The organism is Nocardioides marmorisolisilvae (assembly GCF_003725775.1).
Taxonomy (GTDB): domain Bacteria; phylum Actinomycetota; class Actinomycetes; order Propionibacteriales; family Nocardioidaceae; genus Marmoricola; species Marmoricola marmorisolisilvae.
Genome location: NZ_RJSG01000002.1, coordinates 1459301 through 1472352 on the forward strand (window position 1 = coordinate 1459301; position 13052 = coordinate 1472352).

Annotated in this window: 13 protein-coding genes; 3 read left to right on the forward strand and 10 right to left on the reverse strand. The window is 69.8% G+C overall.

The window, feature by feature from the left end:
* Positions 1-190: 190 nt before the first annotated feature.
* A complete protein-coding gene (locus EFL95_RS11180; RefSeq protein ID WP_123234036.1) occupies positions 191-1588 on the reverse strand; it encodes a WS/DGAT/MGAT family O-acyltransferase in 1398 nt (465 codons plus the stop codon).
* A 93-nt stretch (positions 1589-1681) separates the two neighbouring features.
* On the opposite strand from EFL95_RS11180, the gene EFL95_RS11185 reads away from it, so the two are divergent.
* Positions 1682-2932, forward strand: a complete 1251-nt coding sequence (locus tag EFL95_RS11185; protein ID WP_123234037.1) for an alpha/beta hydrolase — start codon at positions 1682-1684, stop codon at positions 2930-2932.
* A 6-nt stretch (positions 2933-2938) separates the two neighbouring features.
* Here the strand turns inward: EFL95_RS11185 and EFL95_RS11190 are convergent, their stop codons facing one another.
* Positions 2939-5011 (reverse strand): acyl-CoA dehydrogenase family protein, encoded by a 2073-nt coding sequence (locus tag EFL95_RS11190; protein WP_123234038.1) that lies wholly within the window; start codon positions 5009-5011, stop codon positions 2939-2941.
* 57 nt (positions 5012-5068) lie between these two features.
* On the opposite strand from EFL95_RS11190, the gene EFL95_RS11195 reads away from it, so the two are divergent.
* A complete protein-coding gene (locus EFL95_RS11195; protein WP_246004908.1) occupies positions 5069-5725 on the forward strand; it encodes a class I SAM-dependent methyltransferase in 657 nt (218 codons plus the stop codon).
* Here EFL95_RS11195 and EFL95_RS11200 read toward each other — a convergent pair.
* Genes EFL95_RS11200 through EFL95_RS11210 form a run of 3 tightly spaced genes read right to left on the reverse strand, consistent with a single transcriptional unit; the run spans position 5696 to position 8866 of the window.
* The gene (locus tag EFL95_RS11200) at positions 5696-6820 is read right to left on the reverse strand and encodes a glucosidase family protein (protein WP_123234040.1); all 1125 of its coding nucleotides are present in this window, start codon (positions 6818-6820) and stop codon (positions 5696-5698) included. The two genes, EFL95_RS11195 and EFL95_RS11200, sit on opposite strands and share 30 nt — an antisense overlap.
* Positions 6821-6827: 7 nt before the next feature.
* Entirely contained in the window at positions 6828-7580 is a 753-nt protein-coding gene (locus tag EFL95_RS11205; RefSeq protein ID WP_123234041.1) for a class I SAM-dependent methyltransferase, read from the reverse strand.
* 11 nt (positions 7581-7591) lie between these two features.
* Positions 7592-8866: a glycosyltransferase family 4 protein gene (locus EFL95_RS11210; RefSeq protein WP_123234042.1), complete on the reverse strand. Its 1275-nt coding sequence runs from the start codon at positions 8864-8866 to the stop codon at positions 7592-7594.
* Between the two features lie 167 nt (positions 8867-9033).
* On the opposite strand from EFL95_RS11210, the gene EFL95_RS11215 reads away from it, so the two are divergent.
* The gene (locus EFL95_RS11215; protein ID WP_246004909.1) at positions 9034-9645 is read left to right on the forward strand and encodes a TetR family transcriptional regulator; all 612 of its coding nucleotides are present in this window, start codon (positions 9034-9036) and stop codon (positions 9643-9645) included.
* A gap of 3 nt (positions 9646-9648) precedes the next feature.
* On the opposite strand, the gene EFL95_RS11220 is transcribed toward EFL95_RS11215, so the two are convergent.
* The 5 genes from EFL95_RS11220 to EFL95_RS11240 are packed head-to-tail and all read right to left on the reverse strand — an operon-like array spanning position 9649 to position 13031.
* Complete coding sequence (locus EFL95_RS11220) at positions 9649-10407, reverse strand: glucose 1-dehydrogenase (protein WP_123234044.1); 759 nt, start codon at positions 10405-10407, stop codon at positions 9649-9651.
* Between the two features lie 10 nt (positions 10408-10417).
* A complete protein-coding gene (locus EFL95_RS11225) occupies positions 10418-11326 on the reverse strand; it encodes a 3-oxoacyl-ACP reductase (RefSeq protein ID WP_123234045.1) in 909 nt (302 codons plus the stop codon).
* A gap of 54 nt (positions 11327-11380) precedes the next feature.
* Positions 11381-11575: a ferredoxin gene (locus tag EFL95_RS11230; protein WP_123234046.1), complete on the reverse strand. Its 195-nt coding sequence runs from the start codon at positions 11573-11575 to the stop codon at positions 11381-11383.
* A 2-nt stretch (positions 11576-11577) separates the two neighbouring features.
* Entirely contained in the window at positions 11578-12054 is a 477-nt protein-coding gene (locus EFL95_RS11235; RefSeq protein WP_123234047.1) for a pyridoxamine 5'-phosphate oxidase family protein, read from the reverse strand.
* On the reverse strand, positions 12054-13031 hold the full coding sequence (locus EFL95_RS11240; protein WP_123234048.1) for an NAD(P)/FAD-dependent oxidoreductase: 978 nt from the start codon (positions 13029-13031) through the stop codon (positions 12054-12056). The genes EFL95_RS11235 and EFL95_RS11240 overlap by 1 nt, the downstream gene beginning before the upstream one ends.
* Positions 13032-13052: the final 21 nt, after the last annotated feature.

A 13052-nucleotide genomic window follows, 5' to 3' on the forward strand; every position in this document is an offset into this window, starting at 1 on the left:
AGTCGAGCCGCCCAGGTCCAACCCGCCCAGCTCGTCCAGGCACACGTGCAGACCCAAGGTCGGGTCAGCGAACGGCGGCGCCAGGAGCGAGGTCATGCATCAATCCTCGATCGAACACACGTTCGATACAAGGTGGATCCGAGATCTGTGGAGAACTTTCTTCAGGCGGCCGCCTGTGACCGGGAACGGGTCAGCCGAGCACAGCGGCGCGGAGCGCCTCGAGCTCCTTGGGGAAGTCGTCGGCCAGGTCCTGGATGTCCGGCATCGCGTCCCGGTCCCCGAGGAGACCGACGTGCATCCGGCCGTTGTTCGACATGACCGTCACGTTGAGCCCGGCGCCGTGGAAGATCGGCCCGAGCGGGTAGAAGCCCTCAATGCGCGCGCCGACGAAGTACAGCGGCACCGGCGGCCCGGGCACGTTCGAGATGACCAGGTTGTGGATCACCGGGCCCTTCTCGGCCAGGCGCAACTTGGCGACGGCACGGACGGCGAGCCCGAAGGTGCGGGGCGCGGCGAACTCGGCCCAGTCCTGGAGCGTGTCGGCCGAGATCGCGTTGTGGTGGTCCTTGGCGTGCGCGTTGTCCTCGGCGAGCTGGTGCAGCCGCTCGACCGGGTCCTCAATGTCGGTCCCGAGCTTCGCGAACAGCGAGGAGACCTTGTTGGTGCCCCGTGCCTTGGTCGAGGTCTGGTGCACCGAGACCGGCACGCTGGCCAGGAGCGAGCTCTCGGGCAGCTCACCGCGATCGGCCAGGTAGCGGCGCAGCGCTCCCCCGCTGATCGCGAGCACCACGTCGTTCACGGTGGCGCCCTCGACGTGGTGGCGGATCTCCTTGATCGTGTCCAGCGAGATGTCGGCGTACCCGACCGTGCGCCGGCCGCCGATGTTGCCGTTGAACGACGTGCGCGGTGCAGTGAGCGGCGCGGCCATCGCCGTACCGCTGCGTGCCCGGCCGACAGTCTTGGTCACCAGGGACGTCGTGGCCGGCAGCAGCCGGAAGAACTTCACCGGCTTGGCCAGGTTGTTGACCAGCCCGCGGCCGAACAGCTCCCAGTCGCCCGGCGGAGGCGGCGGGGTCTCGCCCTTCGGGGCGAGGTCGAGCAGCGGCGCGTTCGGCTCCAGGCTGCACAGGTAGGAGATCAGGTTCGCGCCCGAGACGCCGTCGACCGAGGCGTGGTGCATCTTGGTGAACACCGCGATCTGGCCGCTCTTGAGGCCCTCGATGACCCACATCTCCCACAGCGGGCGGGAGCGGTCCAGCGGGATGCCGGCCAGGTGGCCGCAGACCTCGCGGAGCTCCTCCTCGCCACCAGGAGCCGGTACGCCGAGCCGGTGCACGTGCCGGTCGATGTCGAAGTCCTCGTCGTCGACCCACAGCGGGTGGTCGATCTCGAGCGGGACCTCCTTGAGCTTCCGGCGGAAGTTCGGGATGGTCGCGACCCGGGCCTCCAGGACGGCCTTCATGTCCGCGAAGGAGTAACCGCCCGGGATGGTCGAGGGGTCCAGCAGGATGATGCCGCAGACGTGCATCAGCTGCGCAGAGCTCTCCAGGTAGAGAAAGCTCGCGTCGAGGCCGGACAGGCGTTCCATGCAGGGATGGTACGCGAAAACTGAAACTCGTTCTAGTTTCGTGTTCTGGGCCACTCCCCGGCCGCTCCTTACCGCTCGGTTAGGCTCGCGGCCATGGGTTACCTGCGCCGCCAGGCGATCACCGCACTGCTGACCGCCAACGCCGTCAAGCCGCCGCCGCCGGGGAACTTCGGCCCGCTCGGCTTCGCCTTCGGCTGGCCCGCCGGTGAGCTCGCTCCCCAGCTCCTCACGCTGACCGCACTCGACACGGCCCAGGCGATCCTGCGCGGCAAGGCCTCGAAGGCCGGACTGCTGCTGGCCGGCGCCAGCGCCGCCGGGCTGGGCTACCTGATCCAGCAGGCGCGACGTTCGGGCGACCTCGCCGAGGCGCAGCTGGCCGCCTCCCTCGGCGACGGCTACCTCGACCAGATCCCCGACCGGGCGGTCGACGCCGACCTGAAGACTCCCCTGCGCGACCTGGCCCGCCCGTTCACCATGGCCAAGCCGGACGTCGAGGTCATCCGGGACATCAACTACCGCGACGGGGGCAGCCGCGCCCGCCTGGACATCTACCGGCCGAAGGGCGTCGACCTCGGCGACGCGCCGGTCCTGGTGCAGGTGCACGGCGGCGGCTGGACGATCGGCGACAAGAGCCAGCAGGGCCTGATCCTGATGAACCGGCTCGCCCAGCGCGGCTGGGTCTGCGTGGCGCTGAACTACCGGCTGGCTCCCAAGCACCCGTTCCCGGCGCAGATCATTGACGTGAAGAAGGCCATCGCCTGGACGAAGGAGAACATCGCCTCGTACGGCGGTGACCCGTCGTACGTCGTCATCACCGGCGGCTCGGCCGGCGGGCACCTGTCCTCCCTCGCGGCGCTCACCCCGGACGTGAAGGAGTACCAGCCCGGCTTCGAGGACGCCGACACCCGCGTCTCGGCCTGCGTCCCGTTCTACGGGATCTACGACATGGCCGGACTGTCCGGGACCAAGTACGACGTCGAGATGCGCGACCGCTTCCTCGGCCCGCTGATCTTCAAGAAGAACCCGCGGACCGAGCCGGAGCCGTTCGTGCTCGCCTCGCCGATCACGCACATCACCCCGGACGCCCCCGACTTCTTCGTCGTGCACGGGGACAGCGACGGGCTCGCCTCGGTCGCCCAGGGTCGCGCGTTCGTGTCGCGGCTACGTGAGGTCTCGAAGAACCTGGTCACCTACCTGGAGCTGCCGAGCACCCAGCACGGATTCGAGGTGTTCTCCTCGATCCGCAGCCAGCACGTGATCCGGGCGGTCGAGCGCTGGCTCGAGTGGCACCGGGCCAACCGCCGCGGCGCTACCGAGCTCGACACCGAGCTCGTCGACGCCTGAGCAGTTTCAGCCCCGCGGGAGTCCGAGCAGCCGCTCGCCGGCGACGTTGCGCAGGATCTGCGTCGTGCCGCCCGCGATCGACAGGCAGCGGTTGCGCAGGAACAGGTCGTTCGCGGCCAGCGAGCGCTCGCTCCCGGTGAACATCTCGGCTCCGAGCAGCTCCATCGCCAGCTCGGCGGAGTCCTGACGGCTGCGCACGCCGACCAGCTTCGCGACGCTCGACTCCGCGCCCGGCCCCTGGCCCGCGATGGAGCGCAGGGTCGCTCGGGTGGCGAGCAGCTTCACGACCTGGGCCAGCGCGATCGCCCGCCCGACCTTCTCCGGCGCGCTCGGGCTGTCCAGCTCGGCGAGCAGGTCGATCGCGAGCTCGACGCTGTCGCCCAGCTTGGACCCGGCCATCGCGACGCGCTCGTTGGCGAGCGTCGTCACGGCCAGGCGCCAGCCACCGTTGACCTCGCCGACCAGGCAGTCGTCGGGCACGAAGACGTTGTCGAAGAAGACCTCGTTGAACAGAGCCTCGCCGGTGAGCTCGCGCAGCGGCCGGACGTCGATGCCCTCGCTCTTCATGTCGACCACGAAGTAGCTGATCCCAGCGTGCGGCTTGGCCTCGGCATCGGTGCGCGCCAGGCAGACGCCGAAGTCCGCGCGCTCGGCCATGGAGTTCCAGACCTTCTGGCCGTTGAGCACCCAGCCACCCTCGGTCCGCTCGGCCTTCATCCGCAGCGACGCCAGGTCGGAGCCGGCACCGGGCTCGCTGAACAGCTGGCACCAGACGATCTCGCCGGTCAGCGTCGGCCGGACGAACCGGTCGCGCTGCTCGTCGGTGCCGCCCTCGAGGATGGTCGGCGCCGCCCAGGCCCCGATGACCAGGTCCGGACGCTCGACGCCCGCGTTCTGGAGCTCCTGGTCGACGACCAGCTGCTGGACCGGGCCGGCTCCGAGCCCGAACGGAGCGGGCCAGTGCGGCGTCAGGAAACCGGTGTCGGCGAGCGCGGCACGCCGGTCGGACTCGGCGAGCGCACCGATGCGCTGCGCCTCGGTGCGGGCCTCGTCGCGGAACTGGGCGTCCAGGCCACCGAAGTCGATCTCGCCGGAGCGGCGTACGCCGGTCGCGGCCGTCGCGGCGAGGCCGGCGGCGTGGGCACCGGTGTCGCCCAGCGCCGCCCGCAGCGCGATGGCGCGGCGCAGGTACAGGTGGGCGTCGTGCTCGTAGGTGAACCCGATCCCGCCGAGCACCTGGATGCAGGCCTTCGCCACCTCGACGGCTCCGTCGAAGCAGATGGTCGCGGCGACCCCCGCCGCGAAGGCGGCCTGGTCGGCGTCGCTCTCGACGGCCTCGGCGGCGTCCCACGCGGCCGCGGTCACGCTCTCGCTGACCTCGAGCATCTCCGCGCACAGGTGCTTGACCGCCTGGAAGGCGCCGATCTTCTTGCCGAACTGCTCGCGGACCTTCGCGTACTCGACCGCGGTGTCCAGGCACCACCGGGCGATGCCGGACGCCTCGGCCGCGGCCAGCACGACCAGCGGCAGCGGCACCCCGGAAGCCTCGTACGTCGGAGCGCCGGAGGCAGCGCCTGCGCCGAGGACCACCTCGGCAACGGTCCGGGTCGGGTCGATCGCCTCGCCGGGGCGGACCTCGGCAGCGTCGGCGTGGACCAGCACGTGGCGGCCGTCGCCGACCGGGACCGAGAGGTGGGTCGTGGTGCCCGCTCCGAGCACGGCCCGCCCGTCGATGCCGAGGCCGACGGTGACCTCACCGGCGGCGATACCGGCGCGCAGCTCGGCGTCGTCGTACAGGAGACCCGCGACCACGGTCGGCAGGAACGGACCGGGGACCAGCGCGTAGCCGGCCGCCTCGACGACCACGGCCTGGTCGAGGAGCGTGCCGCCGCCACCGCCGACCGACTCGGGCAGGGCGATCGCCGTCAGACCCATCTCGGCCGGGAGCGCGCCCCACGGGGCCAGCGCCTCGGGGTCGGTCTCGGCAGCGCGCGTCGCAGCGATCGACCCCTGGCTCTCGGCCCACTTGCGGACCGAGGCCGCGAGCTCGGCGTGCTCGTCACTGATTCCGATGGGCATGCGGCTTCTCCTGAAACTAGAACAGGTTTCATATTCTGCCATGAAAGGATCCCGGGCGTGAGTGCACCGATGGACCCCGCCCTGCTCGAGCACGCCCTGAGCGCCAAGGGCTTCATGCCCACCGACGAGGGCGAGCTCCTCCACGCCACCGCGGTCGCCCACCTGGGCGCAGGTCCGGCGCTGGAGATCGGGACCTACTGCGGGAAGTCGGCCGTCTATCTCGGCGCGGCCGCCCGGGTCACCGGCAGCACCGTCTACACCCTGGACCACCACCGGGGCTCCGAGGAGAACCAGGCGGGCTGGGAGCACCACGACACGACGGTGGTCGATCCCGAATTCGGCCTGATGGACACCCTGCCGACGTTCCGGCGCACGATCGCCCGGGCTGGCCTCGAGGACGAGGTGATCGCGGTCATCGGCAAGTCCGTGACCGTCGCCCGGCACTGGCGGACCCCGCTGGCGCTGCTGTTCATCGACGGCGGGCACTCCGAGGAGCCGGCCCAGGCCGACTACTCAGGCTTCGCCCGCTGGATCCAGCCAGGTGGCGTCCTGGTCATCCACGACGTCTTCGAGCGCCCCGAGGACGGTGGCCAGGCGCCGTTCCACGTCTGGCAGCGCGCCGTGGCTTCGGGCGCGTTCACGCCGGCCGAGGTCGTCGGGTCGATGCGGACCCTGGTGCGGACCTCAGGAGTGGCTGGAGACCCGGTCGGCTGAACGGTCCGGGCAGCCGCACTCGAGCGCGATCTCGTCGAAGTGCGCCGCCAGGGTGTCGCCGCGCATGATCCCCGAGCCCGGGGTCGTGCGGGACAGCTCGTCGGCGGCGAGGACCACCGCAGCCGCGGTGTAGGTCGTGTGCTCGTGCGGCCAGTTGACCTGGTCGGGCCACACCCAGCCGGTCCAGTAGCGGCCGTCGTCCTCGCGCAGGTGCTGCATCGCGACGAACTGCTCCAGGGCGCGCTCGTGGTCGCCGATCGCGTCCAGCGACATCACCAGCTCGCAGGTCTCCGCGCCGGTCACCCAGGGACGGTTGTTCACGCAGCGGATGCCGAGCCCGTCCACGACGAACTCGTCCCACTTGCCTTCGAGGAGCTCCACCGCAGCGGTGCCGCGGACAGCGCCGCCGAGCACCGGGTAGTACCAGTCCATCGAGAACTCGGACTTGTCCAGGAATTGGTCGCGGTGGCGCCGCAGCGCGTGCCCGAGGCGGCCGCCGGCGAGCTCCCAGTCGAGCTGCGGGTCACCGACCAGCTCGGCCAGGGCCACTCCGGCACGAAGTGCCTGGTAGATGCTCGAGGAGCCGGCCAGCAGCGCCTGCTCGTTCACCTTCGCCGGCCCGCGCTCGTCCCACTCCTGGGACCAGGCGATGCCGCCGAACGGCAGCTGGAGACCGACGACGAAGTCGAGCGCCTTGCGCACGACTGGCCACATCCGGTTCACGAAGGCCCGGTCCTGGCGCAGCAGCCAGTGGTGCCAGACCCCGACCGCCAGGTAGGCCGACATGTTGGTCTCGCCGGAGGCGTCCTTGATCTCGCCGACCACGATCTCCATCGGCCAGGAGCCGTCGGAGCGCTGCGTGCGGGCACACCAGTCGTAGGCGCGCTCAGCAGCCTCGACCTGGCCGCCGACCAGCATCGCCATCGCGCCCTCGACGTGGTTCCAGACGTCGGTCTTCTCCCCCGGCGTCCACGGAACGGCGCCGCTGGGCTCCTGCATCGCCGCGATGGACGCAGCCGTGTCGGCGACCTGCTCGGAGGTGAGCACGCCGTCGACGGCAGGAAGGTTCCAGGTCCGAGCAGGGCTCAGAGACATTCTTGGGTCACTCCGGCTTCCGGAAGTAGAGGACCATGCTCTTGCCGATGAAGGGGTTCAGCGCCTTCTCGGCCAGCCGCGTGACGGTGGAGTACCCCGGCGTCTTCATGATGTCCCAGACCAGGACCTGGTGGAACGCCTTCACCACCGGGTGGTCGTTGTTCTCGACACCGACCGCCGACTTCACCCACCAGTACGGCGCGTGCAGGCCGTGCGCGTGGGCCTTGCCCTCGAAGATCATCGCCGTGCCGGGAGTGCCGTCGTTGGCCCGACCACCCTTGGTGACCTTGTCGACCAGCTCGTGGTCGGTGTAGATCCGGATGTGTCCGCCCTCGGCGTTGTGGTACTCGGGCGAGAGGCGCCAGTTGATGACCTCAGGCAGCCACCGCGGGACGGTGATCGCCATGGTGCCGCCCGGGCGGAGCACCCGGATGAGCTCCTTGATCGCGGTGACGTCCTCCCAGATGTGCTCGAGGACCTCGGAGCACACGACCCGGTCGAACTCGCCGTCGGCGAACGGCAGCGCGAGGGCAGTGCCCTCCTTGATGTCGGCGGCAGCGCCCGCAGGCACCTCGCCGGCCTCCTTCATCGCGCCGAACAGCTCGAGCACGTTCGCGAGCTCGTCGGCGTCCTGGTCGAAGGCGACCACGTCGGCGCCGCGGCGGTACATCTCGAAGGCGTGGCGACCGGCGCCGCAGCCCATGTCGATGACCCGGTCACCGGGCTTCAGGCCGAGTCGGTCGAAGTCGACGGTCAGCATCTGGGTGTTCCTTACTTCTTGATCTTCTTGACGCGCTTGTGCGTGCTGGTCGGGTTCGCCGCGTAGTCGGCGAGGACCCGCTCGTAGGCCTCGGCGGTGGTCTTGGCCACCGCCGCCCAGCTGAACAGCTCCTGGGCGCGCACCCGGCCGGCCTTGCCCAGACGCTCGCGGCGCTCGGGGTCGTCGAGCAGGTCGGCGATGGTGGTCGCCAGCTCGCCGACGTCACCCGGGGTGACCAGCTCGGCGCAGAGACCGTCGGGGCCGACGACCTCGGGGATGGCTCCGGTGCGGCTGACCACCAGCGGGGTCTCGCAGGCCATCAGCTCGGCGGTCGGCAGCGAGAAGCCCTCGTAGAGCGACGGGACGACGGCGATCTCGGCCGAGCCCATCACCTGGACGAGCTCGGAGTCGGAGATGCCGTTGACGAACTTGATGTGGTCGCCGATGCCGAGCTCCTCGATGAGCTTCTCGGTGCGGCCGCCCGGGGTCGGCTTGGTGACCAGCAGCAGCTCGAGGTCGCGCTCGGTGAGCAGCTTGGCGAACGCCTCCAGCAGGGTCGCGATGCCCTTCATCGGCGCGTCCGCGCTGGCCATCGCGACCAGGCGGCCCTTGACCCGCGGCTCGGTCGGCGGCACGAAGCAGTCGTCGACGCCGAGCGGGATGACCTGCATCTTCTCCAGGTCCGCGCCGAAGTCGTTGGCGGCGTCGACCTTGGAGGACTCCGAGGGCAGCAGGATCCAGCGGGCACGGCGTACGACGGCCCCCTGCATCTTCAGGAACCCGTACCAGCGGCGCAGGCTGAGCTTCTTGCGCAGGGGCGCTGCGGCGATGTCCACGCGGCGGTCGAAGGTGATCGGGTGGTGCACGGTCGTGAGCACCGGGATGTCGAGCTCCTTCTCGATGTCCATCACGCCGTGGGCGAGCACCTGGTTGTCGTGCACGATGTCGAAGTCGTCCTTGCGGCCGCGCAGCACCCGCAGGACGCGCTTGCCGAAGGTCCGCGGCTCCGGGAAACCGGCGGTGCACATGATCGCGAACTCCTGGACGTCGATCAGGTCGCGGAACTCCCACGGCCAGACCATCCGGAACGGGTCAGGCTCGCGGTAGAGGTCCAGGCTCGGCACCTTGGTCAGGCCGACACCCTCGTCGAGCTCCGGGTACGGCTGACCGGAGAAGACCTCGACGGTGTGGCCGAGCTCGACGAGCTCACGGGAGAGGTGACGGACGTAGACGCCCTGTCCTCCGCAATGGGGCTTGCTGCGGTAGGACACGAGTGCGATGCGCAAGGGCCCGCCCTTTCTTTTCCGGGCTGACCCGGGGTGTTTCTGCCATGTTTCTGAACTGCAACGTGTTTCTATTATGCCCTCTGGCTGCGCTAGCCTTGCCAGAACGGTTCTCGCGGGGGCAATTCTGCAGGGCCTATCGGCCGATTTCAGCGGAAGGGCAGGAGATCTTGACCACCACGAACTCGCTGACCGCCGAGGATCTCGGCTCCGCGGCCCAGCGCGACCGCCGCCGGCGGATCCTCGACGCCACCATCGCACTCGCCTCCAAGGGCGGGTTCGACGCCGTCCAGATGCGCGCGGTGGCCGAGCAGGCGGACGTGGCCCTGGGCACGCTCTACCGGTACTTCCCCTCCAAGATCCACCTCCTGGTCTCGGCCCTGGCCCGCCAGTTCGAGGACACCCAGAGCATGGTCGGCCGCAAGCCGGTCCCCGGCGAGACCACCTCCGACCGGGTCATCTACGTGCTGCGCCGGGCCACTCGGGGCATGCAGGGCGACGCGAACCTGACCGAGGCGCTGACGCGGGCGTTCATGTTCGCCGACGCCTCGGTGGCCACCGAGATCCACGTCGTCGGCATGCAGATGACCTCGATGCTGACCCGCGCCATCAAGGGCGAGGCCTACGTCGAGGGCGAGCAGCCCTCCGACGAGGACGTCGCCATCGCCCGGGTGATCAGCGACGTGTGGCTCTCCGCCCTCGTCTCCTGGGTCACCGGCCGGGCGACGGCCGAGGAGACCGCGGAGCACATCGAGACCGCGGTCCGCCTCGTCCTTCGGTAGGGCTCAGCCCCCGAACGCGTGGGTGGCGGTCACGCCGCCGTCGATCGCGATCTCGGCGCCGTTGATGTACGACGACTCGTCGCTGGCCAGGAACACGTACAGCGGCGCGATGTCCTCGGGGTAGCCCACCCGGCGCAGCGGCACCCGGGAGGCGCCGAACTCCATCGCGGCGTCGCCGCCGTGCGGACGGGTCATCGGGGTGTCGATCATGCCCGGGTGGATCGAGTTGACCCGGATCCCCTTCGGGCCGAGCTCCATCGCCGCGGCCTTGGTCATGCCGCGGATCGCCCACTTGGTGGCGACGTACCCGGTCAGCGAGGCCATTCCGGCCAGACCCTCGACGCTCGAGGAGTTGATGATCGAACCGCCACCGTTCTTGCGCATGGTGCGGGCGACCGCCTTCATGCCCAGGAAGGTGCCGACCTGGTTCACGTTGACCAGGAACAGGTACTCGTCCTTGGTCATCTTCTCGATCTCGGCGAAGCGCAGGACGCCGGCGTTGTTGGCCAGCACGTTGACCGGGCCGAAGGTGGCGTTGGCCTCTTCGACCAGCGCGGTCCAGGAGTCCTCGTCGGAGACGTCGTGCTGCTTGAAGCGGGCGTTCTCGCCCAGCTCGTCGGCGAGCGCCTTGCCGAGGTCCTCGGCGATGTCGGCGATGAAGACCTTCGCGCCCTGGGCGACGAACTGGCGGGCGATCTCGGCGCCCTGGCCCTGGGCGCCACCGGTGACGATGGCGACCTTGCCCTCAAGACGGTTGCTCATGGTGTTCTCCTCAGACCTTCAGCTGCATGACGGAGTCGGCGGCGAAGCCGACGGACGGGTCGCGACCCTCGAAGTAGCCCCCGAGCTGCTGGTCGAGCTCGGCGAGGTCGAAGACGTCGCCGGTGGTGTCGAAGCGCTGCTCGACGACCGGGGCGCCGATCAGGGCCACCATGCCGCCGTACACGACGAACAGCTGGCCGGTGATGTTGGCCGCGGCCGGCGAGGCCAGGTAGGCCACCAGCGGCGCGACGTGCTCGGCCGAGTACGGGTCGACGGTCTTGCCCGACTCGTCCTCGCCGAAGACCGCCGCGGTCATCGCGGTGCGGGCGCGCGGGGCGATCGCGTTGGCCCGCACACCCATCCGGCCCAGGCTGCGGGCGGTGGAGAGCGTCAGCGCGGTGATGCCGGCCTTGGCGGCGGCGTAGTTCGGCTGGCCGGGCGAGCCGCTCAGGGACGCCTCGGAGGCGGTGTTGATGATGCTGCCGTAGACCTGCTCGCCGGACTCCTTGTGCTTCGCACGCCAGTACGACGCCGCGTTGCGGGAGAGCAGGAAGTGACCGCGCAGGTGGATCTTGGTGACCAGGTCGAACTCGTCGTCGGTCATGTTGAAGATCATCTTGTCGCGGGTGATGCCGGCGTTGTTCACGACGACGTCGAGGCCGCCGAGCTTCTCCGCCGCCTCGACCATCGCGTCCGCGGTGGCACGCTCGCCGACGTCGCCGGCCACCACGACCGCAGTGCCCCCGAGGGCCTTGATCTCGTCCACGGCCTCGTCGCCAGCACCGGGGAGGTCGTTGATGACGACCGCGGCACCGGCCTTGGCCAGGGCGACCGCCTCGGCGCGACCGAGGCCGGCTCCGGCGCCGGTGACGATGGCGACGCGGCCGTCCAGGGACAGGCCGTCGTTGATTTCAGGCATGGGGGTACTGCTCCTTGCTGCGGTGGGTGGCGCCCGAGAAGTGGTGTGGTGCGCTCAGCCCTCGACGAGGCTGATCGCGGACTTGGGGCAGGCCGCGATGGCCTGCTGGACGGCGTCGCGGTTCTCGTCGGTGACGTTCTCGTCGAGGATCTGGAGGAAGTCGTCGTCATCGATCTCGAAGTTCTGCGGAGCCAGCGCCTCGCACAGCGCGTTGGACTCGCAGAGGTCGAAGTCAACCTTGATCTTCATGGTCAGTTCCCTCCTGGGGGTGCGGTCATCTTGCGGTGGTCCCAGCTGGCGATCTTCTCGGGCTCGACGATGACCCCGACGCGCTTGCGCGCCTGCCCCTGGACGATCTGGTCCCCGAACTCTCCGAGATCCGCTCCACCGGCCATCAGGGTGGCCACGCGGCCGCCGAGGTCGACCAGGGTGTCGAAGTCCTCGATCAGGCGGGCCTTGCCGAAGATGGTGGCGCCACGGAGCTCGAAGTAGTCGGTGCCGTCCTCGACCAGGCAGGTGATCCGCGGGTCGCGGCGCAGGTTGAGGATCTTCTGGCTCTTGCCGTAGGTCCAGAAGAACATCTGGCCGTCGACCATCACGTAGAACAGCGTGGTCAGGTGCGGGAACCCGTCGGGGCCGTTGGTGGCCACCTGCACCTTCATGTTGGTGTCGAGGAACTCGGTGAGCTCCTCGTCGGTCAGCTTGACCGCGTCGCGTCCGGCAGCCATCAGGATCCTTCGCTCGAGTGTCCGGGGAAGACGCCCTGGTCCGGGAAGACCAGCGGCGCAGCGTTGTTGATCGCGGTGGCGACCTCGCCGAACCCGACGGCGATCAGACGGACCTTGCCCTCGTACTCGGTGATGTCACCGGCGGCGAAGACCCGCGGCAGGTTGGTCCGGGTGGTGGTGTCGACCCGGATGTGCCGCTTGTCGAACTCCAGGCCCCAGTCCTTCATCGCGGTCAGGTCCGCGACGAACCCGAGCGCGGCGACCACGGCCTGGGCCGGCTTCACGACGATCTCGCCGTCGTCCTTGGTGATCTCGACCTTTTCGACATGACCGTCGCCGACCAGCGCGGTCACCTGCGCCTTGGTGATCACGTCGGTCGGTCCGGCGAGCACGGCGTCGACGGTGGCCTGGTGGGCGCGGAACTGGTCGCGCCGGTGCACCAGGGTGATCGAGTTCGCGATCCCGGTGAGCTGGTGGGCCCAGTCGAAGGCGCTGTCGCCACCGCCGACGATGACCACGTCCTTGCCGGTGTACTCCTCGAATGAGGGCACGAAGAAGACCAGGCCCTTGTTCTCCCAGCCGTCGCCGGCGGGCAACGGGCGCGGGGTGAACTTGCCGATGCCCGCGGTGATCACCACGACCTTGGCGACGACCTCGGAGCCGTCGTCCAAGCCCATCGTGACGGTCTCGTCCCCCAGGGTGAGCGCGTTGGCGGTCCGGTCCAGCAGGTACGTCGGGTTCGCGCTCGCGGCTTGCTCGACCAGCGCGTTGACCAGCTCACGGCCCTTGACGTTCGGGAAGCCCGCGACGTCCAGGATCGCCTTCTCGGGGTAGAGCGCCGAGACCTGGCCGCCGATCTCGGGCAGCGAGTCGACCAGCGTCACCGACATCCCGCGGAAGCCGGCGTAGTACGCCCCGAAGAGGCCCGCAGGCCCGGCACCGACGATGAGGACATCCGTCTCGTGGGTCTGGGGCACCGCATCGTCCTTCCGGGAAAC